At 50.0% G+C, this 23,416-nt stretch carries 17 protein-coding genes; 4 read left to right on the top strand and 13 right to left on the bottom strand.

From position 1 onward, the window contains the following. Positions 1-81 precede the first annotated feature (81 nt). On the top strand, positions 82-948 hold the full coding sequence (locus tag SE18_RS07260; protein WP_054533770.1) for an SDR family oxidoreductase: 867 nt from the start codon (positions 82-84) through the stop codon (positions 946-948). Here the strand turns inward: SE18_RS07260 and SE18_RS07255 are convergent. Both SE18_RS07255 and SE18_RS07250 read right to left on the bottom strand, forming a co-directional pair. Next, positions 945-2,102, bottom strand: coding sequence for a sigma-54-dependent transcriptional regulator (locus SE18_RS07255; protein ID WP_054533769.1), 1,158 nt, complete (start codon positions 2,100-2,102; stop codon positions 945-947). The genes SE18_RS07260 and SE18_RS07255 overlap by 4 nt on opposite strands. After that, entirely contained in the window at positions 2,099-3,415 is a 1,317-nt protein-coding gene (locus SE18_RS07250; RefSeq protein WP_054533768.1) for a two-component system sensor histidine kinase NtrB, read from the bottom strand. The genes SE18_RS07255 and SE18_RS07250 overlap by 4 nt, the downstream gene beginning before the upstream one ends. Before the next feature lie 263 nt (positions 3,416-3,678). On the opposite strand from SE18_RS07250, the gene SE18_RS07245 reads away from it, so the two are divergent. Both SE18_RS07245 and fabF read left to right on the top strand, forming a co-directional pair. Next, on the top strand, positions 3,679-4,203 hold the full coding sequence (locus tag SE18_RS07245; RefSeq protein ID WP_054533767.1) for a DUF305 domain-containing protein: 525 nt from the start codon (positions 3,679-3,681) through the stop codon (positions 4,201-4,203). A 190-nt stretch (positions 4,204-4,393) separates the two neighbouring features. Beyond that, positions 4,394-5,662, top strand: coding sequence for a beta-ketoacyl-ACP synthase II (gene fabF / locus SE18_RS07240; RefSeq protein ID WP_054533766.1), 1,269 nt, complete (start codon positions 4,394-4,396; stop codon positions 5,660-5,662). A 523-nt stretch (positions 5,663-6,185) separates the two neighbouring features. Here fabF and SE18_RS07235 read toward each other — a convergent pair. From SE18_RS07235 to SE18_RS07200, 8 genes are all read right to left on the bottom strand, one after another. Beyond that, positions 6,186-7,205, bottom strand: coding sequence for an ABC transporter ATP-binding protein (locus tag SE18_RS07235; protein ID WP_054533765.1), 1,020 nt, complete (start codon positions 7,203-7,205; stop codon positions 6,186-6,188). 17 nt (positions 7,206-7,222) lie between these two features. After that, the gene (locus tag SE18_RS07230) at positions 7,223-8,296 is read right to left on the bottom strand and encodes an ABC transporter ATP-binding protein (RefSeq protein WP_054533764.1); all 1,074 of its coding nucleotides are present in this window, start codon (positions 8,294-8,296) and stop codon (positions 7,223-7,225) included. A gap of 36 nt (positions 8,297-8,332) precedes the next feature. After that, positions 8,333-9,331 (bottom strand): ABC transporter permease, encoded by a 999-nt coding sequence (locus SE18_RS07225; protein ID WP_054533763.1) that lies wholly within the window; start codon positions 9,329-9,331, stop codon positions 8,333-8,335. A 12-nt stretch (positions 9,332-9,343) separates the two neighbouring features. Then, positions 9,344-10,348 carry an ABC transporter permease gene (locus tag SE18_RS07220; RefSeq protein ID WP_054533762.1) on the bottom strand — a complete coding sequence of 335 codons (1,005 nt, stop codon included), beginning with the start codon at positions 10,346-10,348 and terminating at the stop codon, positions 9,344-9,346. 156 nt (positions 10,349-10,504) lie between these two features. Beyond that, entirely contained in the window at positions 10,505-12,277 is a 1,773-nt protein-coding gene (locus tag SE18_RS07215) for a peptide ABC transporter substrate-binding protein (RefSeq protein WP_054533761.1), read from the bottom strand. A 104-nt stretch (positions 12,278-12,381) separates the two neighbouring features. After that, positions 12,382-12,621, bottom strand: a complete 240-nt coding sequence (locus tag SE18_RS07210; RefSeq protein ID WP_054533760.1) for a hypothetical protein — start codon at positions 12,619-12,621, stop codon at positions 12,382-12,384. 15 nt (positions 12,622-12,636) lie between these two features. Next, positions 12,637-13,701 (bottom strand): AAA family ATPase, encoded by a 1,065-nt coding sequence (locus SE18_RS07205; RefSeq protein WP_160319478.1) that lies wholly within the window; start codon positions 13,699-13,701, stop codon positions 12,637-12,639. Positions 13,702-13,725: 24 nt separating this feature from the next. Beyond that, complete coding sequence (locus SE18_RS07200) at positions 13,726-14,715, bottom strand: sugar phosphate nucleotidyltransferase (protein WP_054533758.1); 990 nt, start codon at positions 14,713-14,715, stop codon at positions 13,726-13,728. A 514-nt stretch (positions 14,716-15,229) separates the two neighbouring features. Between SE18_RS07200 and SE18_RS07195 the strand changes: the two genes are divergently transcribed. Further along, entirely contained in the window at positions 15,230-15,622 is a 393-nt protein-coding gene (locus SE18_RS07195) for a response regulator (RefSeq protein WP_054533757.1), read from the top strand. A gap of 77 nt (positions 15,623-15,699) precedes the next feature. Here SE18_RS07195 and SE18_RS07190 read toward each other — a convergent pair whose 3' ends face one another. The 3 genes from SE18_RS07190 to SE18_RS07180 are packed head-to-tail and all read right to left on the bottom strand — an operon-like array spanning position 15,700 to position 23,397. Continuing rightward, on the bottom strand, positions 15,700-16,080 hold the full coding sequence (locus SE18_RS07190; RefSeq protein WP_054533756.1) for a response regulator: 381 nt from the start codon (positions 16,078-16,080) through the stop codon (positions 15,700-15,702). Further along, positions 16,077-17,714 (bottom strand): threonine synthase, encoded by a 1,638-nt coding sequence (gene thrC, locus SE18_RS07185; protein WP_054533755.1) that lies wholly within the window; start codon positions 17,712-17,714, stop codon positions 16,077-16,079. Before thrC ends, SE18_RS07190 begins: the two co-directional genes overlap by 4 nt. 49 nt (positions 17,715-17,763) lie before the next feature. Beyond that, entirely contained in the window at positions 17,764-23,397 is a 5,634-nt protein-coding gene (locus SE18_RS07180; protein WP_054533754.1) for a PAS domain S-box protein, read from the bottom strand. Positions 23,398-23,416: the final 19 nt, after the last annotated feature.

Here is a 23,416-nt window from a genome sequence, read left to right as displayed (position 1 = left end):
CCTGAAGCAGCTTCAGCAATTGGTATGCTTCTTGCTTCGCTACACAGGGAAGTGTGGTTATGTGTTAAGGAGATAAAGATTATGTCAAACGAAGAAAAAAAACAGCAATTTCCACCCCAAACCCAAGATCAACAGCCTGGCATCGAATCGGAAATGCAGCCCAAGCCCAAAGCCCAAGATCGCCGCTACCAAGGCAGCGACAAACTGAAGGATAAAGTTGCCTTAATTACTGGGGGCGATAGTGGGATTGGGCGGGCAGTTGCGATTGTTTATGCCAAAGAAGGCGCTGATGTGGTAATCAACTATTTGAATGAACATGACGATGCGCAAGAAACCAAACGCTTAGTCGAGGCTGAAGGCCGCCGTTGCTTGCTCTCGGCGGGCGATATTGGCGATGAAGCTTATTGCCAAAGCCTCGTCGAGCAAACAATAGCGAAATTCGGCCAGCTTGATATTTTAATTAATAATGCAGCCGAGCAACATCCGCAAGAATCGATTACTGATATTAGTGCCGAGCAATTGGAGCGCACCTTCCGCACCAATATTTTTGCCATGTTCTACCTGACCAAAGCAGTATTGCCCCATCTCAAAAAAGGTAGCAGCATTATCAACACAACCTCGGTCACAGCCTATCGTGGTAGCCCGCAATTGCTCGATTATTCAGCAACTAAGGGCGCAATTGTGGCATTTACCCGCTCGCTCTCGCAATCCTTAATCGAAAAAGGCATTCGGGTTAATGGCGTGGCTCCCGGCCCAATTTGGACTCCGCTCATTCCAGCAACCTTCGAGGCTGAAAAAGTTGCGACCTTCGGCAGCGATGTGCCGATGAAACGCGCAGGCCAACCAGAAGAAGTCGCCAATTGTTATGTGTTTCTGGCCAGCGACGATGCCTCGTATATGGCGGGGCAAATCTTACACCCCAATGGTGGCGAAGTGATTAACGGCTAACTGAGGCCATGTTTTTCGAGCCGATAGAGCAATTGATGGCGCGACAAGCCCAACAATTCGGCGGCGCGGGTTTTATTGCCATTGGCTTGCTGCAACGCTTGCTGCAATAAACTGCGCTCAACTAAATCGAGTTGCAGGCCTGTTGCGGGCAACGCAATTGGCTCGGCACTAGCCAAGGCCAGATCATGCGGTAAATGCTCAGGCTGAATCGTTTGGCCATTCGCCGCCAACGCCGCCCGCTCCAATACATGACGCAATTCTGGAAGATTGGCGCTCCAATGGCTTTGCTCAAGCTGTTGGAGCGCTGCTGCACTTAATGATTGCGCTTCAAGCCAAGCTTTGGCAAACAAGCCAATATCGCTGCGGCGTTGGTTCAAATTAGGAACCTGAAGTGTTGGCACTGGTTGTTCAGGCAATTTAAGGCTGGTCACTATGATCCTCGGTTGGAGGGTTTGGTCCAAAAGCCAATCGAGCCACCCCAAGCCATGGCGAATTAGCACACTCCCTTGGCCAGCCTCATTCAGCGCAGCTACGAGCATCGGCTCAGTCAATAACGCGCCATCAAGCTCAATCAAGGGCGCATTATGGCGCTGGCTCGTTGCGTGCGCATACCGCCCAAGTTGGGCCTTACCAACCCCAGCTTCGCCAACCAATACAAGCAATGGCAAGCGATCGATCATACGCTCAAGTTGCTCACGACAGGCCAACCAAACAGGATGGCTACCAATTAAACCAGCAATCGTCGCTTGTTGTTGGCTTTGGCGCAAATAGCGAATTTCTTGCTGGAGTGCGGCGCGCTCCAAGGCCCGTTGCAGCTTAAAACCAATTTCTTCCAAATCAAAGGGCTTGCGCAAATAATCGGCAGCACCCCGTTGCATGGCCTCAACCGCGCTCGCAACCGTGCCATAGGCGGTCAACATTAGCACCACCACATCAGGCCAGCGCTCACGCAAACGGGCCAAGGTGGCCAGCCCATCCATGCCTTTTAATTTCAAATCGAGAATCACCACATCAGCAGGCTGATGGCTCATGGCCGCTAAACCATCGTTGGCATTGGCCGCGACTGCTACCTCATAGCCTTGGTCGCTCAAGGCTTCGCTCAGCACCCAACGCAAATTTGCTTCATCGTCAATTACCAAGACGCGCTTGCTCATGCTTGTGCTCCTTGCCGCAATAGTGGTAGCCGTAAGCGCGCTAAGCTGCCTTGGGTTGGGGTAGCTTCGAGGCTAATTGTGCCGCCATGTTCGGCAACACTGCGCGCAACCAAGGCCAAACCCATGCCTGTGCCATCGTCTCGCGTCGTAAAAAAGGGATCAAAAATTCGCTCACGAATCGCCAGATCGATTCCGATCCCTTGATCCTGCACATGAATTTCAAGCTGATCCGCAACAAGGCTTTTGATAGCAATCGTTTGCCCTGCTTGGCTTGCTTGCAGGGCATTCAAACTCAGGTTTAACAGCATTTGCCAGATTGCATCGCGATCAGCTTCAATCCATGGTTCACTAGGATCGAGGCGAAGCTGCAACGCAACGCCATGTTCTGCTGCCAGCGGCTCACAGGTAGCCACAAATTCGGCTAATAATTGGTTGATTGCCAAGGGCTGGCGTTGCAACGCTTGGGGCTGGGCATAGTTCAACAGCGAGCTAATCAAGCGATCCAAACGATCAACCTCGCTATTAATCACGCTTGTATAGTGGGCCAATTGTGGTTGCTGGGCCAATTTATGGCCCAAGAGTTGGCTGGTGGCGCGCACAATGCCCAACGGATTACGAGCCTCGTGGGCGAGGCCGCCAGCCAATTGACCGAGCGCTGCCATGCGTTCAGCTTGGCGAATGCGCTCGGCGATCGCTTGCTGCTCACGAATATCCTCAAATACCAAAACCGCTCCAATTGGCTGGCCCTCCACATTATGTAAGTCCGAGCGCCGCACCGCCAACGCTCCTTCAGCAAGTTGCATTTCGCTATAGCCATTGGTTTGGGGCAATTGGGCAAGGCTTGGAGTCGGCTGCAATAAATGTTGCGCCGTTGGATTTTGCAACTTCAACTGTTGCTGCTCAATTGTGGCAACACCCACCGGCAGGCTTGCCAGCACATCGTGAATATACACTCGCAAGCCTTCAGCACGGCTGTGGGCTTGTTGTTCACGCTCGGCTAAGCTGCCAAGCAAGCCTGCCACCACAATCAAGGTCGCCATCTCCAGCGTATTATCGAGTAAGCTATTGGAGGCATGGGCATCAAGCCAATGGGCATGCGGCAAATAGACCAATGCGGTGACGAGCGCCAGCCCTAGCCCAAATGTACGGCCCCACATCACCGCCGCCACGCCAACCGGCACATAATACAAACTGCGATAAATCGAATGATAGGGCAAAAGATGGGCGCTGGTCAGATAATGCAGCGCCGTAATAATCAGCTCGCTGCTGAGCACAAACCACAACCAATGCCGTTGCTGAACAACCTTAACCATAAAATAGCCTCGTAGTTTGATGCCAATCGTTATTAGTATTGTAAATTTATTCTGTTTAGCAAACAATTTTTTATAGAATTCTTGCTGTAATCCTGCGCAGAATGTGGCATTTGCTACAGTTTGTGGCATTTGCTACAGCTAAATCCTGTTAAAAAGCCGAAAATTGCCCAAAACTAGCCACCGCTGCCAAATATGGGTAGGTTAAGGCTAGGCAAATTTGGTTTGAAAGGAACTTAACAATGCAACGATGGATGATAGTTATAATGCTTGTTTTCTTGCTCGCAGGCTGTAGCACCAGCAACGACGATCATGGCGGCGATCATGCTACCGAAGCTCCCACAATGGATCATGGCAGTATGAGCATGAGCGATCTCCAATTTCTTGATGGCATGATTGAACATCATCGCGGCGCAATTGCCATGGCCAAGGATGCCCAAAATCAAGCCAGCGATCCCCGCGTGCAAGAGTTAGCTAAGCAAATTATCGCAGCCCAAGAGCCAGAAATTACCCAGCTTGAAGCGTGGCGCAAAGCCTGGTTTGGCGATGCCCCAGCCAGCGACCTCAGCGCGCTACATATGGGTTCGATGGATGTTCCCGCAGGCAGCGAAAGCTATGATCGGCGCTTTTTGAGCGCGATGATCAGCCACCACGATGGGGCAATCGCGATGGCCCAGAGCATCAAAACTAGTACCCAACGCAATGAACTCAAAAGCTTTGCCGATGCAGTGATCGCTGCCCAAACTGCCGAAAACCAACAAATGCAGAGCTGGTTACAGGAAATCAAGTAGGTGGCAGGGGCCAGGCATTATGATTGGGTTGCTTAATGCAAATCTGGCCCTGACGCCTGAATCCTGACTCCTCGCGCTTCGTGTCCTTCGTGGATCAACAAAACACCAAATCGCCCATAGCCTAAAAAACTGCGGTATAGTGTTGACTGTGATTGCTCCGCTTCGAAGCAACATCTGTTAAGGAAGCACTATGCGTCGTGTTGTGATTACAGGAATGGGAATTGTTTCGCCGTTGGGTTGCGGAGTTGAGGTTGTTTGGCAACGCTTATTGGCGGGCCAATCGGGAATTGGGCCATTGCCAGAGCAAATTAGCGCAGGCTTGGCCAGCACGATTGGCGGAGTTGTGCCAAGTTTGGCAGCTGATCCAGTGGCTGGCTTTGAGCCAAGCGCCATCGCCAATAGCAAAGAGCTACGCAAAATGGATCGCTTTATCGTTCTGGGCTTGGCAGCCGCCGCTGAGGCCTTGCAGCAAGCGCAATGGCAGCCAGAAACCGAATCAGCCCAAGAGCGCACAGCAACCTTGATTGCTTCTTGCGTTGGCGGCTTTTCGACCATTACCCAAGCAGTGCGCACTTTAGATAGCAAAGGCCCACAGCGGCTCTCACCATTTACCGTCCCAGCCTTTTTGATCAATCTGGCAGCAGGCCAGATTTCAATTCGTTATGGCTTTCGCGGCCCAATTGCTGCGCCAGTCACCGCGTGCGCTGCCAGTTTGCAAGCAATTGGCGATGGTGCACGCTTAATCCACAGTGGCGAGGCCGATGTTGCGGTCTGTGGTGGCACCGAAGCAGCGCTTGATCCAGTCAGTTTGGGCGGATTTGCCGCCGCTCGCGCCTTGGCAACCGAATTTAACGCCAATCCAACCAGTGCCTCGCGCCCGTTTGATCAAGCTCGTGATGGCTTTGTGATGAGCGAAGGCGCAGGCGTCTTGGTCTTGGAAGATTTAGAGCATGCCTTAGCCCGTGGCGCAACACCGTTAGTTGAAGTAGTTGGCTATGGCACAACCGCCGATGCCTATCACATCACTTCTGGCCCAGAAGATGGCTCAGGCGCAGCCAGAGCAATGCGCTTAGCATTACGTCAAGCTCAAATCTCGCCCGATCAAATTCAACATCTGAATGCGCATGCCACCTCGACCCAAGTTGGCGATCGCGGTGAGTTGGCAGCAATCAAGCAGGTATTTGGCGAAAACTCAGGTTTAGCCGTGAGCGCCACCAAATCATCAACTGGTCACTTGTTGGGTGCTGCTGGCGCGGTCGAGGCAATTTTCACCGCCTTGGCGATTCGCGACCAAATTGCTCCCGCCACGCTCAACTTGGAAAATCCTGATCCAGCTAGCGAAGGCATTGATTTGGTTGCAAAAGAGCCACGGCCAATGCCAATCGAATATGCCCTATCCAACGGCTTCGGCTTTGGCGGAGTCAACGCCAGCGTGATCTTCAAACGTTGGCAAGGCTAGAACCAAAGGATGAAGGATGAAGGATGAAGTAAGAACAGAGAGCAGAGAACATAGAACATAGGATGATTAGTAAGGCTCTAGGCTATTGGCTTGCGGAACATGTGGTGGGAAACCACAGAATTCTGCTCGACCATAACCTAGAGCCATACTTCGCGCTCTTCGCGTTCTTCGTGGTTTCAGCCCTTCGTGGATCAATCATTTAACGCAGAGGCGCAGAGAAAGAATGCTATGGGCTTTTGGAACAGGAATCAAACAAATCTGTGGCTAAAATGTCCTTCGTGCGCTTCGTGCCCTTCGTGGATCAATTCGTTAACGCAGAGGCGCAGAGAAATGAAGGCTTCAGGTGTTGAGCTATCAAAATGTTTGGTAGAATACCACTAGTTCCAAAAGCCTATAGCCGATAGCCATCAAAGAAACCCAAAAGCCCCACTCATCGAATCAGAGTGGAGCCTTTGAATAATCTAAAGCGCAAGTTTGGCCAGCATTACTGGCCCCCTAGCCCCTGAACCCCGACCTCTCGTTGCTACTGCAACTTCTTTTCCATTTGCGCTTGCGATTCAGTTGCGCGCCAGCAAGCCACAAAATGGCCGCCACCATAATCTTGGAATGGTGGATCTTCTGCTTTGCACTTGTCGATCACAATTGGGCAACGAGTATGGAAGTGACAGCCAGAAGGTGGATTAAGCGGGCTTGGCACATCGCCTTGCAAAATAATTCGCTGGCGTTGTTTCTCAACCTCAGGATCGGGAATCGGCACTGCTGAGAGCAAGGCTTGGGTGTAGGGGTGCATTGGGTTGGCATAGAGCTGCTTCGAAGGAGCCAACTCGACCATTTTGCCCAAATACATCACCGCCACCCGATCGCTAATGTGCTTCACCACACTCAAATTGTGGGCAATAAACAGATAGGTCAAACCAAATTGGCCCTGCAAATCTTGCAACAGGTTGATAATTTGGGCTTGAATCGACACGTCGAGCGCAGAAACAGGCTCATCGCAGACGATAAAATCTGGTTCAACTGCCAAAGCGCGCGCAATCCCAATCCGTTGGCGCTGGCCACCAGAGAATTCGTGCGGGTAACGGTTGATAAAGTACGGGTTGAGACCCACAACCCGCAGCAATTCCTCGACCCGCGTGCGCACCTCTTTGCCAGTGCGCAAGTTGTGCACCCGAATTGGCTCGCCCACAATATCGCCCACAGTCATGCGTGGATTGAGCGAAGCATACGGATCTTGGAAAATAATCTGCACTTTGCGCCGCATCTGGCGCAATGATTCGCCGTTGAGTTTGGTCAACTCTTTGCCATCAAAGTTGACCGTGCCAGCGGTTGGGCGATGCAACTGCAAAATTGCCCGCCCTGTCGTCGATTTACCACAGCCTGATTCACCCACCAAGCCGAGGGTTTCACCGCGTTTAACTGAAAAGCTCAAGCCATCAACTGCTTTAACTGCCCCAACCGTGCGGCGTAATAAACCGTTGGATTTCACTGGGAAGTGCATTTTTAAGCCGTTAATATCGAGCAGATTCTCATTTTGTACTGCCATGTGGCCTTCCTCTGGTTCTACGATGCTTGTTCGTGGGCTAAAACATCCTCAAGTGCTGCATCCAAGACTGCTTGTTCTTCGGCAATTTTCTTTTCAGCCATCACTTGGCGCTGATCACGATCAATATCGAATAAGCAGGCCGCCGTGTGATCGGGCGCAACTTGGCGCAAGCTTGGGGTTTCGATCCAGCATTGCTCTTGCACAAAATCGCAGCGTGGCGCAAATGGACAGCGATTGGTCTTTTCCAACAAATCTGGTGGAAGCCCCGGGATTGGCGTGAGTCGGGTTTGAATTCCATCAAGCCGTGGAATCGAATCGAGCAAGCCAATCGTGTAAGGCATGCGTGGATTGCGGAACAGCTCGTTGGTCGACGCTTGTTCGACCACCCGCCCAGCGTACATCACAATCACGCGGTCGGTCATGCCAGCCACAACCCCAAGATCGTGGGTAATGAAAATAATCGCCGTCCCCGTCTCGTTCTTGAGACGGTTAAGTAATTCAAGAATTTGCGCTTGAATAGTTACATCAAGTGCGGTCGTTGGTTCGTCGGCAATCAACAGCTCAGGGTTACAAGCCAAACCCATGGCGATCATCACCCGTTGGCGCATCCCGCCAGAAAATTGATGCGGAAAATCGTCAAGTCGTTTGTCGGGCGCTGGAATCCCAACCATTGAGAGCAAGTCAATGGCTCGATTGCGTGCCTGTTTTGCAGTCATCCCCATGTGCAATTGCAACGATTCAGTCATCTGCTTGCCAATCCGTAGCACCGGATTGAGCGAGGTCATGGGGTCTTGGAAGATCATCGAAATCCGATTACCACGGATTTTGCGCATCTCCGACTCGCTAAAATCGACTAGATTATCGCCATCAAACAAAATCTGGCCGCCAGCAATTTTGCCTGGGGGTGAGGGAATCAAGCGCATAATCGAAAGTGATGTAACGCTTTTGCCCGAGCCAGATTCGCCGACGATCCCGAGTGTTTCGCCGCGATTGACCGAAAATGAAACATTATTGACAGCATTGACCACGCCATCAGCGGTTTTAAATTGAACTTGTAGGTTTTTGACCTCAAGCAAAGGTGCTTCAGCCATATGTGCTCCTCATGATGTCGAGCAATTTGTCTTGATCTATTGACGGGGATCAAGTGCGTCGCGTAACCCATCGCCCAATGCCACAAAGGCAATCGTAATTGAAGCAATCGCAATCGCCGAGGCGATCAAAATCCATGGTTGCGAATCAATCGCCGACTTACCTTCCAAAATCATCTGGCCCCAACTGGTAGGAAATGGATTATTTGGGTTGGTATCAGGCTGGATGCCAATCCCCAAAAAGCTCAGGGTTGCTTCGGTAACAATCGCGCTTGGCACAATAAACGCGCCTGCCACAATAATTGGAGCCAAGGTGTTGGGCAAAATGTGGCGAAACAAAATTGAGCCACGGCGAACCCCAACTGCCTCAGCGGCTTCAACAAATTCTTTTTCTTTTAATGAGAGCACTTGGCCACGCACCAAGCGCGCAACACTCGCCCAGTTGACAGCTGAGAACGATAAGAAAATCAGCAGCAAGCCATTAAACGTCTTGCCAAATGCGGTCTGGCTGAAGGCCGTTTGCACAATAATAAAGAACAAGATATCGGGCAACGAAAAGATAATATCAGTGAAGCGCATGAGCAAACTATCAAGTTTGCCGCCAGCAAAGCCTGAAATCAAGCCAATCGTAATCCCAATCGTCAGGGTAAAAATCATGGGAATAAAGCCCACAACCATCGAAACCCTGGTTCCATAAATCAAGCGACTAAGCACATCACCGCCAGCAGAATCGGTTCCAAGCGGAAACTTCCAAATCCCACTGCGTTTAGGGGTTTTCTCATCGACAACCCACGCTGCTTGGCGATAAACGCCCCGTTCGCGTAATTCGGTTGTGGTTGGGCGGCCAGGCGAATGCGGGGCAATGACTGGAGCAAAAATTGCGACCAACGCCAGCAAAAACAAATAAACAATACTTGCCATTGCTAAGCGATTGCGGCGCAAGCGCAGCCATGCATCGCTCCAAAGACTCCGAACAGGCCGCGTAAATTCTTGGGCTTGGGCAGGATTCGTCCCTGCCACATTCGATGCGGTTGCCATAGTTCGGGTCTCCTAGCTGTTACGAATCCGTGGATCAATCAAGCCATATGAAAGGTCGACCATAATATTGCCCAAAGCAACCAGCAATGAGAAAAAGAGGGTCGAACCCATAATCATTGAATAATCGCGGCTTCCAATTGCCCCAATAAATTCACTGCCAATGCCGGGTACTCGAAAGACTGATTCGATAATAAACGAACCAGTAACCAAGCCAGCAACCGCCGGCCCCAGAATGGTGATCACCGGAATCAGGCTATTGCGCAGGATGTGGCGCATAATCACCACCCGATCACCGAGACCTTTAGCTTTGGCGGTGCGAATATAATCTTGGCGTTTAACTTCGAGTACACTACTGCGAGTCAAGCGCGTAATATACGCCATTGTGCCAAGCCCCAAGATAATTGCTGGCGGGAAATATGACATACTAAAGCCTTCCCAGACCGAAGGATCTTTAATCGGGGCAACGCCAAAGACCTTGCTCATTACCAGCAGCAAAACCAAACCAGTCACGAAGGTTGGCACCGAAAAGCCAATTGTCGAGATAATCAAGCTAAAGTAATCGAAAATCGTATTTTGGCGCAAGGCCCCGAGAATCCCTAAGGGAAAACCCACTACTAAGGCAAAGGTAAGCGAGATTAAGCCAAGCCGCAAGGAAATTGGAAAGGTTTGTTTAATTTTATCTTGAACCGTTTCGGTCCCTTTTGAGGCATAGGTTGGCCCCAAATCACCTTGGACTGCGTTCAACATATAGTTGCCAAATTGACTATCGAACAAGCCACGAACTGCCGCGAGCGGGCCATCGGAACTCATACGATTATTAAATTCGGCAGTATTGAGCCAAGCTGGTTTATCTAAGCCAAATTTACGATTAAGTAGGGCAATCGTTGACGGGGCAACTTCTTTCTCTTGATCAAATGGCCCACCTTTGGCCTGTTTCATCAGAAAAAAAGTGATTAATGCCACGAGAAACAACACCGGAATCATCGCCAAGACGCGACGAATTATAAAGCCAATCATGCCATGCCTCCATTGGCGCGAGAGCGAGCCGGGGTGTTGCCTCGCGAGCCTTGATTGCAATTTAAACAGGGTGCTTGCAAAAAATTTAAAGAGTGGGAGCTAGGTTTGGGTGGGGAGCAGCGCAGGCCCGCGCTACTCCCCAGAAGGTTAAATCAATTACTTGATTTCGATGCTGTATGAAGTCCATTGGCCAGGGAATTGATCATCAGCAGCGGTCTTTGAGAAGCCGCTTACGCGTGGGTTGATCACGTATTTATTCACCCGGTTGTACATCATAGCGGTTGGCAAGTCACCAACGATCAACTTTTGGGCAGCGCCGTAGGCTTCCAAGCGGGTTGCGTCGTCGGTGCTGGTGTCGGCCTTGGTCAAGAATTCGTCAACCGCTGGGTTGCCGTAACCTTGGCGTTGGGCAAAGGTTGCGTTGCTGTTCCAGAACACGCTCAACCAGTTTTGAGCATCAGGATAGTCTTGAATCCAACCACCCAATGACAATTGAGGATAGGTCGAGTTATCTTTCTTAGCAGCGGTCAAATCTTTGCTTGGCAATGGCAACAACTTAACTTCAACACCCAAGACTTCGCGGAAGGTGTTGGCCAAGAACTCGTGGCGAGCTTGGTTGGCGGTGTCGTTGCTGCTGTAGGCCATGGTGATTTCTGGCAATTTTTCAGCTGAGCCATAGCTTGATTCAGCCAAAGCTGCTTTCGCTTTTTCTGGGTCGAAGGCAAAGCGATCTTCGGTTGCATCATAACCAGGAATCCCTTGAGGAATCCAGGTCAGGGTTGGCAAACAGTCGCCGTTGCGAATCACTTCACAGAAGGTATCGCGATCGATCGCGTAGGCAAATGCTTCACGCACCTTGAGATCGTTGAATGGTTCCATGGTGGTGTTGAATTGCAAACCGGTCGTGTTGGCACCTGGGTACGAAATGTACAATGGGCCAAGGTCAGCGTCACTTTGAACAGCTGGAATTTGGCTTGGATCTGGAGTGAAGATATCAAGTTGGCCAGTGCGATATGCTTCCAAGGCAACTGATGAATCGTCGATGTAGATCATGCTGATGCCATCAAGCTTGGCTTTGTTCCAGTAATTTTCGTTACGCACAAAGTCAATTTGTTGGTCTTCAGCAATCCGGCTGAATTGGAATGGGCCGTTACCAACTTGCGCAGCAGGATCTTTCCACCAGTTTTCGCCACCTTTTTCGATCAACTCTTGCTTGGCTGGGTACATAACCCACAAGCCAGCAATCGTTGGCAAGTAAGGAGCAGCTTGAACGGTTGAAATGACGATCGTCTTATCGTCTGGAGTGCTAACACCCAAAGCAGCTTTAGCAGCATCGTACTTTGCGGTATCGGTGATGGCCGTACCAGCGAAATCAGCACAGCCAGTAATATCAAACAAAATTGATTGATATTCGCCAGCGGTCACTGGGTCACAGGTACGTTGGATCGAATAAGCAAAGTTCTTCGAGGTCAACGGCGAGCCATCGCTGTATTTGAGGTCAGGGCGCAAAGTGAAGGTAAATACGGTACCATCAGCATTGGCTTCCCATTTCTCGGCAGCACCAGGCACGGTTTCCAGTTTGTCATTGAGGCGGGTTAGGCCTTCGTAGTTTTGCGACAGCAACACGATTTCGGCGCTGTACGAGCTTTTCTGTGGATCAAAGACATCTGGATAGGCAACTTGGTGAACCCGAAGGATGTTTCCGTCAGTTGCAGCTGGTTCTACGGTTGCTTCTACGGTTGCTTCTGCGGTTGCTTCTGCAACAGGCGCAGTCGTAGCAGTTGCTTCAGCACCAGTCGCAGGTGCGCTGGTAGCGGTCGCAGCGGCAGGTGCAGTCGTTGGAGTTGCATCCCCAGCGCCACAAGCGGCCAAGGTTGGTACGGTCAATACCATTAAGGCCAATAAGCGGGTCAAACGACGTTTGAGCATGAAGGCTATCTCCTTAATTCAACGAGTACGAAAACCACCACAATGATAATCCCTGCTGTGTCACCCATCACCCCCTTTCAACAATTTTGGGATGCAAGCACAGCCTAGGCTGGCAGAATACTCCATGATGCCCGTGATGAATTCATCACATAAAATAGCAAATAGAAGCTTGAGCATGGTTGGCCACCTGGCCCGCCACCACGAACGCGGCGCTCATAACTTGGGGTCGATTTAAATCGTTGAAGTAAGCTGACTTTTGGTGCTGCATGGGTTAATTCTTGCTGCAATGCATCACGAAACAGCATGTCCACGGTAGTATCATCAAGATCAGTGTGAACTGGCATACGTAGCTTCCTAGCCTAATAGAGCAAAGAGTCGGTTAGGCCTACCAAGGTCGTGCTTGGTAGTTGGGCAAGTTGACGATGCAACAAGGCCTCAATCGCAGCACTATGCTGCGGTTGCCCCCACAGCCTTAACAACAATTGGCGTGCCATCACAAATGAATAGGCAAACTGGGCGTTGTTAAGCACATCATATGGAATGAATAATCCGTGTCCCTCTATGGTAAAGCTATTTGCCACCGCCCGCAACATGGTACTGCGCCATGTCTGGGTATAGGTCAGATTACTTTGCCACAGAACCGCCATCAATTCGCTTGGTGGCTGCAAAATATCATCTAAATGAGGCCCAAGCAGCGTCTGTAAGCGATCACTTGCTGCCTCATCACTCCGATATTGCTGATCAAGCAACAAGCGTTGCATGCCCACCGGAGCCATCCGTTGTTGGCGTTTGACTGTGCGAATGTTGCTTTGCAACCATTGCGGCTGCATATAGACACAGTTAATTTGGGCCAACAATGAGCTTTGATCACGATCAACAGGATGTTCAGCATCCAGCGTACCAGTAATAATCACATTACTCGGCAAGGCTGGCCATTTGTGTGGCGGATAACCACGCATCACCAAACGGGTAATCCCATCAGGATCACGACTAACATTCGCAAAGTAGGTATAAATATCGTGAGGCCGTAGGTTATCGAGACAGAGGAAGAACAAACGCCCAGCGTTAGCTGGCGCAGCAGCATTCTCCAATGTCTCGACAAACTTCATCCACCCAAACCGATCTTGTATTTCGCTTGCTTGCAGGCTGCTACCAAGATTCACATAGATATATTGATCATCAAATGGCAGCACCAAGGCCTGGGCAAACAAGCGGGCCAATTCAGTTTTGCCCTGCCCGCTTGGCCCAAACAACAAGACAAAGGGGCTGGTTTTGATTGCAATCAGATAATCAATCACCAACAAGGGCGGAATCGCATATCCGGCGGCATGACAATAGGTCAACACCTGTGCTATCAACCGATGTTCGTCGGCGATAAGATGGTGAAAGCCGGTGCCACGCTGCAAACTGGTTGGTGGGGACATCCAGTCCCCTGATTGATCATGCATTTACTGAATCGTACTACCAAATGTAATCACTGATGAATCGCCGACGTTCAGGTGTTGGAATTCGCCTCTGATATGCGCGCCTTCACCGATGAGTGAGCCTTCTAAGGTTGATGACTGAATGCTGGCTCCTTGGTTGATAATCGAATCGCGGACAATCGAATCGACAATCACGCTATGGTCGGCCACCGAGACAAATGGCCCAATAATCGAGTTGCGAATCTCCACATGCTCGCCGATGAACACTGGTGGAACGATAATCGCGCCGTCGCGTTGTTCAACATTGCCAGTTTCATGTTGGAGCAAATAGCGATTGGTACGCAACAAGGCGGGAGCCGTGCCACAATCTTCCCACATGGTCGCAGTTTCAGCGCTGAATTTGGTGCCATTGCTAATCATCAATTGCAAGGCATCGGCCAGATAAAACTCACCTTTGGTTTGAATGTTCTTTTCAATCAAAACATCGATTGCTGCAAACAGGTCTTTAACTTCACGCACATAATAGGCGCCAATCAAGGCCAAGTTGGAGACGGGGGTGCTTGGTTTTTCCACCAGCTTGGTAATTACCCCATCTTCGAGTAATGCCACCCCGAAACGAGAAGGATCATCAACTTCGCTTACATAGATCACGCCATCTGCGTCGGTTTGGTTCAAAACATTCAGGTTTGCTTCAAAAATCGTATCAACAAACAAAATCAGGGTTGGGCCAGAAACCATATCTTGGGCCAAGGCAATGGCATGGGCTTGGCCTTTAAGCTCAGTTTGCTCAACAAAATGGCTCTTGAAGTTATAGTTCTTGCGAACATATTCCTCAATTTGTGTACCCAAATACCCAGTAATAAACACCACATCATCGATTGGTAAAACTTTAAGCTTATCGAGCAAGTGGCCAATCACGGCCTTACCTGCCACGGGAACCAACGGCTTTGGACGAGTATGGGTATGTGGTCGCAGGCGGGTTCCAAGACCAGCGGTAGGAATAATTACATTCATACTGCATTTTACGGTGATAAGCAGCCGTTAAACGCCGCTCGTCAACCGTACTCCCTTTCATTGATTTGCAGAATTTAGCGTTTGTTTTGGAATGCATGCACGCAGCTTGTTGCCGCGTGGAGTACAAACCCACGGTACACTGAGGACGCATTGAGTATATCAGGCAGCCTGATGATTGGCAAATATCCCAATCCCTAGGCCATCAGCTAACGCATAGCTCAAACTCCGTTAAGGCCTATGTCACCCTCTGGAGTGAGGTCGCACGCCGCAAAACTAGCCCTTTCCTTCCACAGCGGCTACGGACTATTGAACCATGGCATGTATGCAAGAAATTGCATATACTTTTACTAATTAAACAACCATCACTTGTTAATCCACTTCATTGGCGCAAGCATTCCATAACAAACCATGCAATCGCCCACGAGTCCTACTGTAAATTAGCTAGTAAGGTTGGATTGTTACAGTACATTTGGATACGAGCAGATCAGAAGGTACAATTTTAGGAGATACCCATATGCCAACCATCTTAGTTGTTGATGATATGCCTGACAACCGTCAGCTTTTAGGAATAATGCTCCAACGGTCTGGTTATACAACCGAGATGGCTCGTGATGGGGTCGAAGCCCTGGAAGCTATTCAAAAGAGCCAACCAGACCTTGTATTGCTTGATTTGAATTTGCCACGCATGGATGGCTGGACGGTCTGCCGAACGGTCAAAGCTAGCCCACACTTGGCTCATATCCCGATTGTAGCGTTAACTGCGAGTTGCAGCCCTGGCGAAGTCAAGCAATTGATGACCCCCGACTGGACTGATTATGTCAGCAAGCCCTTCGACGTTATGTCATTAATGGAGAAGGTCAAACTCTGGCTCGCCGGTTCCAATCAATCCAAGCCATGGTATAGCTAAGCCCCAAGCGTCAATTAAATAGATAGCGGTAGTTGAATTGCTTCAACTACCGCTTTTTTGTTTCAGCGCTGCTTGCTTTAGGTCGACGGCGCTTGAATAAACTGCAACATGGCGTTCCACAAATCGCGCAGGTTGATTGGCTTGGAAACATAGCCATCGCAGCCAGCAGCCAAGGCCTTTTCTGCGTCGCCCTTGAGCGCGTTGGCAGTCACAGCCACAATAGGAATCGTAGCGGTCAGGGGGTTATCGCGTAAGCGGCGCGCCACCTCATAGCCATCAATATCCGGCAAGTTAATATCCAATAAAATGATGTGGGGCGTATGTTCCAACGCAAGTTCAATTCCCGTCGAGCCATTGATCGCTTTGACCATCTGGCAGCCACGAGCAATTAACAGCCGCTCCACCAACAACATATTATCAGGGTTATCTTCGATATATAAGACAACGGTTGTACTCATTGGTCCTCACTATCACGCTCTTTGTGTTCAATGACACTCACAACCTGTTCGACAAAGGCAACCGGTGAAAGTGAGCCCTTTTGATACACAGCACGGGTATGGGTGGCTAAATGATGGCGTTCATCGGGCGTAATATCCTTAGCGCTCACCACAATAATCGGAATATCACGGGTTTTAGGGTGCTGGCGCAAGGTGCTCATCACCTGAAACCCATCCATGTTGGGCATCATTAAATCCATCACGATTGCATCGGGCAAACGCTCAATTGCTTGGCGCACGCCATCAGCACCATCGTTGGCCCTATAGACCCGATAGGCTTTGCGGCGCTCAAGAATTCGCTGCACAAGCTGCGCATCGTCAGGATTATCATCAATCAACAACACCGTTGTTGCTTTTTCGTTCAATTGCTCAAGCGCTGCCTGGAGGCCTTCTTGAGGCGCTGATTGCTGCGTATCGCTGACATGCACATCGATGTGCCATTGATCGTTGAGCACATGCTTATCGACCGGAAAAGTGTGTCCGGTACAATTTACCACAATTAGTTCTTCTGGGTTAACTTGGCCTTGGGCCACCATCTTTTGCAGACCAGCAAACGCCACCGCCGTTGCCGGCTCGACCGAAATACCTTCGGTGCGGGCCAACAAGCGCATAGCACTAAACGCTTCTTCATCGGTCACCGCTTCCATCGTGCCGCCAGAAGTTTGGATGCGATGCCAGAGCCGCGTATAGATTTTGCCAGGATCGCCAGTCGAAAGAATTGCGATTCTGGTGTTTGGCACTACTTTTTCGGCCACCGATTTGCCTGCATGAAACGCTTGCACCATTGGCGAGCAGCCATCAGCTTGAATGATCGCAGTTTGCGGCACCCGCTGGGTCAAGCCCATGGCATGCAATTCTGCAAAGCCATGATACACGCCTAACGGCCCTAGGCCGCCGCTCACCGCCTGAATATACCAATCGGGCGCTTGCCAGCCAAGTTGCTCACAAATCTCGTAGCTAATCGTTTTCATGGCTTCGCGGGCTGGAATGCTATTGGCCCCACGGTCGTAGATAATATTGCGGTTTTGGGCAAAATCAGCGGCAATCTGCTTGGTTTGATCATAATTGCCACTCACTTTGATCACCTCGGCCCCAAACAAGGCTGCTTCGCGCAATTTAGCCTCTGGCACAACGCTGGTCATAAAGACCCAGAGTTTGATGCCTGCTGCTGCACAGGCCGCTGCATAGGCCACTGCTGCATTGCCAGTCGAGGCAATCACGCATTCGCGAATGTTATTGGCAACCAAGGCCGCCACTGCCAGCGCCGCCTGCCGATCTTTAAACGAGTTGGTTGGGCTATAACGCTCATCTTTGATGTACAAGCGGGGCAAGCCCAACAAGCCGCCAAAACGGTGGGCATGCACCAAGGGCGTGCCGCCAACATAGGTTGGCGAGCTTGGCGCAGGCACTGGCAAGACGCTAGCATAGCGCCATAACGTCTGGCCAGTTAGTTGCTGATTGCTCACCAACTCGCGAAAACTTGCATAATCGTAATGAGTTTCAAGCCAATCATTCGCGCATTGGGCACAGCTATTCGAGCTACGAAAGGTGTATGGCTGAATATGGCCACAGTTTTGGCAAACTAAATCTGTCATAACGCCCTTACCACCACGCGCTTATGCCTCGGCACAATGCGCATAACCATTACTCTACAGATATAGGCTGATTGGCTGGCGCTTCGTTAGGATCAATTTCATCTTCGCTGGCGTTGATTGGCAATTCAATTGTGAAGAGCGAGCCTTCACCAGGATTGCCAGTACTGACCATTGAAAGTTTGCCGCCATGCATTTCTACCAAGTGGCGACTAATTGGTAAGCCTAAGCCCGTACCGCCCGCCTTGCGGGTTGTCGAATTGTCAACCTGATGGAATTCCATGAAAATCGTATCTTGATTATCCAGCGGAATCCCAATGCCTGTATCTTGGATTTTAATCATACGGGTCGTTGGCGTTGTGTCAATGCCTATTATCACCGAACCTTGCTCGGTAAATTTCAAAGCATTGCCTACGATGTTCAATAATACTTGGCGGATGCGGAAACGGTCAGCATAGACTGGCAATTTGAGCTGCGGCTCAATATCGACCTTCAGTTCCAGATGTTTCTGGGTGGCTAATGGCCCAACCGTGCTGGCAACCTCGTGCAACACTTCAACTACATCGAAAGTTTCGCGGAACAAGGTCAGCTTGCCTGATTCGATCTTCGCCATATCCAAAATGTCGTTGATCAAGTTGAGCAAGTGGCGACCGTTACGATGAATAATGCTCAAGTCATTATGAATCAGGTCGTTGATTGGCCCGTTGATACCTTCGAGAATAACCTCGGTAAAGCCAAGGATCGAGTTGAGCGGCGTGCGCAATTCGTGCGACATATTGGCCAAGAAGGCGGATTTCAATTGGTCAAGCTCTTGCAAGCGCTGCATTGTGGCGGTTTGCTCCACGAACAAGCGCGCATTTTGCAAAGCAATCGCAATTTGGCTGGCCAAGGTCGTTTGAATCTTGCGGTCATCATCAGTAAAGATATGGTCTTTGTCTGATTGAATATCGAGCACACCCAAGAGCATCGAGCCAGCGATCAGCGGCGTGGCCATTTCAGCGCGGGTTTCGGGCAAGAGTGGGTGCGGCAAGAAGCTTGGGTTTGAACGCACATCATTTTCAATAATTGAGCGGCGTGCCCGACCAGCTTGCGCCACCAGCGATTGCTCGCGATCTAATGGAATCGTGCGACCTTCCTTGACCATGGTGCGGCCAATTTCGCCAGCACCGAAGGCCAATTCAAATTGTTGGTCATCAGGGTTGTACAAATAGATGTGAGCGTGGTAAAGGCCGAATCGATGTTTGGTCAGATCAACCACCGTTTGCAGCAATTCTTCCACATTCAACAGACCAGCCGCCGAGGTACTGACCTGGGCCACGGTTTCGAGTTCGAGTGCGCGATATTCCACTTGGGTCAGCAGTTGTTCACGCTCGCGCTGAGCGTTACGTTGTTCAGTCACATCTTGAATCAGCGAAAGCACGCCAGTTAATTGTTGGTTCTCGTCGAACATTGGCACCGAGGTTGAATCGACAGAAACCCGACTGCCATCAAAGCGCAGCACATCAACCAACTCGTGAGTTACTTTTTTGCTGCTTAGGGCTTTGAACAAGCCAGTTTCATGCACTTCCAATTCTTTATCGGTGGATTCATGCAAGAACTTCGGTCGTGGCAAGTCTGCTTGGTCTAAGACCGCAGCGCCCATCTGGCCAGCTACGCCCAAGATTTCCATCGTCGAGCGGTTGATCAACTGGCTGACACCCTTGTTATTGACCACGTACACACCAATCGGCATGTTATCGAGAATCGCTGTGAGCAAGCGTTCTTGTTCAATTGTTGCTTGCAACAAGCGTTCACGTTCTTGTTCGTTCAGCTTGCGGTCAGTAATATCTTGCAGCAAGGCAATGCCGCTAATAACTTGGCCTTCGTTGTTGAACACTGGTGCACCGCTGGCCAACACTGTAAAGCTGCGGCCATCAGCGTGGCGTATATCAAATTCAGCTTGGCCCCGCTCGCCATGCTTCAAAGCGCGGAACACAGGAATCATGTTAGGATCAAATGGTGTATCCGTGCCAGGAATAAACAGTTTATAAGCCTCACTAATCGATTCCAACTGCTCGGAATCAACGTCACCCAATGGTTGGCCGACGATTAATTCAGCGCTTTGGTTACGCAGTTGCATTTCAAACTGTGCGTTATAGACCACCACACCCACCGGCAAGGCTTCGAGAATACCTTGCAGCGTTCGGCGTTGGCGATCAATTTCGAGCAAGGTTTGTTCACGTTCTTGTTCGTCGCGCTTACGGTCGGTAATGTTGCGGCCAACACTCATAATCAATTCTGGGCTGTTGGTTTGATCATCAAGAATTGGCAGCAACTGAAAGTCGAACCACGTTTCCTCGCCACTCAAGGTAAACATTGATTCACGAGTAAGGCTCTGGCCAGTATTGAAAATAATTTCTGCATCTTCGCGGCGCGCTTCAACCGTTGAAGGCAAGAAAATTTGCTCATCAAGCAAGCCAACCAAGTCATCAGGTTTCTTGTCGAAAATCCCAGCCGCAAAATCGTTGATATATTGCAAGCGATTCTCACGGTCGAAGATGAAGACCAAATCGCGTGATGATTCAGCCAGCGAGCGATAACGGGTTTCACTATCGCGTAAGGCTTGTTGTTGCTGCTTGGCTGCGCTAATATCGTTGGCAATTTTCAAGTAGCCAGTTACTTCGCCTTGGCGGTCGCGCAACGCCGTAATCGACAGCAAGACGGGGAAGCGCCGACCATCACGGGCCACATACGTCCATTCAGTGTTTGATGGCCGTCCGCGCTGTGCATCATAGACCAAGGCATCGTGTTTGCTCAAGGTCATTCCTGTTTGCTTGCGCAATTGATTGGAAAATTGCTCAACTTCTTCAGGGTCATTAGCTAATTCAACCAGAGTCTTACCAATCACTTCGTGAGCCTCGTAACCAAGCATTTGCTCAGCAGTGCGGTTGAACGAGGTAATTTTGCCATCGAGCGAGGTTGCAATAATCATATAGTTGGCGCTATCGAGCATGGTTTGCTGGAAGCCCAAGGATTCTTGCAAGGCTTGTTGAGCCTCGACCCGCTCGCTGACATCTTGCTGAACGCCGATAAAGTTGATCAACTCGCCATTTTCATCAAAAACTGGGTTGATGTCGAGTTCGTTCCAGAACAACGTGCCATCTTTGCGATAGTTGCGCAACAACACGCGAGTAGCGCGTTTTTCGCGAATCGCATGACGTAATTCGCGCAAGCCTTGTTGGTCGCTATCATCGCCTTGCAAGAAACGGCAGTTTTTGCCCAGCACATCTTCAGGCGTATAGCCTGTAATCCGCTCGAAGGCTGGGTTGACATACACCACTGGCATATCAAACTGATAGGGATCAACAATTACAATCCCGTCGTTACTGGCGGTGATTGCGCGTTCGCGAATTCGCAACAGTTCTTGGGTGCGATTGATTTCTTCGAACGATTGGGCATTTTCCAACCCAACCGCCACTTGGGCTGCAATCGATTGGAGCAGGGTTGCGTCGTCGTTGGTCAACGAATTGACTTCAGCATTTTGCACGTCCAATACGCCGAGCACTTCATCGCCTAGCATAATTGGCACAGCAATTTCAGCCTTGGTTTCGGGCAACAAGGGGTTGGCCAACCAGCCTGCTTCTTTGCTTACGTCGGGAATCAAGACCACATCTTTGGTGCTGGCAGCACGACCAACCAAACCACGACCTTGCGGAATGCGGTGATTGCGCGCCAACAAAGTGCGACCTGCTTGGCCCGTACCACCCATCATCACAAAATCATTAGTTTGCTGATCAACCAGGTAGATGTGAGCGTGATAGTAGTTGAAGGTATTTTTGAGCTGCTCAACCACTTCCAACACCAATTGGTTGGGATTCAAAATCGTTGACAGTCGACGACTGACCTCGTTGGAGGTTTCCAAGGCGATTGTGCGTTGTTGCAAGCCTTGCAGCGTTTGGGCCAATTGCTCCGACATACTATTAAAGGTTGTCGTGAGCTGGCCAATTTCGTCTTGCGAGGTTACAGGCGCACGGGTTGATAAATCGCCAGCCCGAAAGCGCTCAACAAAAGCGGTCAAGCGTTCAATTGGCGTGGTCAGAATGCGCGCTGCAAAGACAGCGATCATACTAATCCCAACCAAGAGCACCAACACAATCAAGGTTGTCGAACGCTCAGATTGGCGAATTGGCGCTAAGAAGGTTGATTCGCTTTGGTGATAGAGAATCCGCCATTGGACGGTTTTGGTCGCTGTATAGGCATAAATATCGTTGCCTTCAGGATCAGGATCGCCTGGTTTTTGCTCTTCAGCAACCGAGCTTGGAATGGTGATCACTTGGCCTGTGCTTTGAGGATCGAGCACCACACCCTTGATTGCATTAATCAGGGCTGGATATGGTACAAGCAAATTAGAGGCATTGATATTTTGCAAGCGCCGTTCGTCTTGCAAGCGTTTAATTTCATCTGGTTGCAAAGTATCGGCAATTTTATACAAAAGGGTTAATTCGCTGCCTTGGGCGATGCGCATGCCATATTCATCAAGCACGACCCCGAATGAGTTTTGCCCAGCGCGGTCGTTGCTACGGGCAACCAACGATTGAATAATGCTGGCGCTGTAGCGAATCCGCAAAACGCCAATAATTTCTTGGCTTTGCGGGTTGCGTACCGGTGTACTGAAATAAATTGAAGGCAAATTATCATTGCCGAAGGTAACTGGCGAAATAATGCTTTGGCCGGTCCGAATCGCATTTTGATAATACGACAGGCCTGAATCATTGACCCCAACATTGGTTGGAACCGTATCGACCAAGACAATGCCACGATTATTCAGCAAAGCAACCGAAAGCGTATCGTTATTTTCGGTCGTAACTGCGCGAAACAAGTTACGCGTATCGCGATCTTGGTCGGGAACCAAGGTGTTTTGTTCGGCAGCCAGCAAATATTCGCTGAGTTCAGGAATCCGCGAGAGCGCGCTAACCCGGTTGATATTCCGATTGACAAAATCGTCAATTTCGTTGGCAATATTGGTCGCGTTGACCAAAATCAAACTATTAGCTTGGTTGGTTAGCGACGTTCTGGTGGAGCGCAGGGTAATAAACGAGATAATCGCAATTGGTAGCGTTGTTACGAGCACAAACGAGATCAGGATTTTATTGCGAATTGAGAGCGTGCCAAATTCGCGAAAGACAAAGAAGATCAAGATTAATATGGCTGCGATAGCCATCACAGGCATATAAATTTCTTGATTGCCCGAAACCCGAACCTCTTGAATATTGAGGAAGGTTTTGAGCAAGGTTGCAATCACGCCAAGGCTAATAATCCCCAAGATAACTGGGAAAATATGGCGTTCAGGGAGGGTTTGGATCGAAATGACCAGCACAAAGAAGACATTTAAAATCGAGAGCATAAAGCCAAACTCAGCAATAAAGAGCTGGCTCGGGAAGGTGGCAACTGCAATCGAGATAATTAAACTATAGGCGCCAGCGATCAGCCAGCCTTTTCTGGCTGCGATCGTTGCACATAAGCCACCGATTGTTGCCACAACAATGCTGATGATGCTCATGTAATTTTGCCACGATGGCACGCGCGCTGCTTCTAAGCCATAGGGAATTGCCATGATGAAGCCAACAATCATGGTAAAAATACCAAAGCGAAGAATGCGCTTGAGCCGAATGTTATTCAATGTGCTATGCGAGATTCCACTAGCCATAACCCTACCTCGTATACTG

This window comes from Herpetosiphon geysericola (assembly GCF_001306135.1).
Taxonomy (GTDB): domain Bacteria; phylum Chloroflexota; class Chloroflexia; order Chloroflexales; family Herpetosiphonaceae; genus Herpetosiphon; species Herpetosiphon geysericola.
This window is presented reverse-complemented; position numbering and strand designations above follow the sequence as displayed.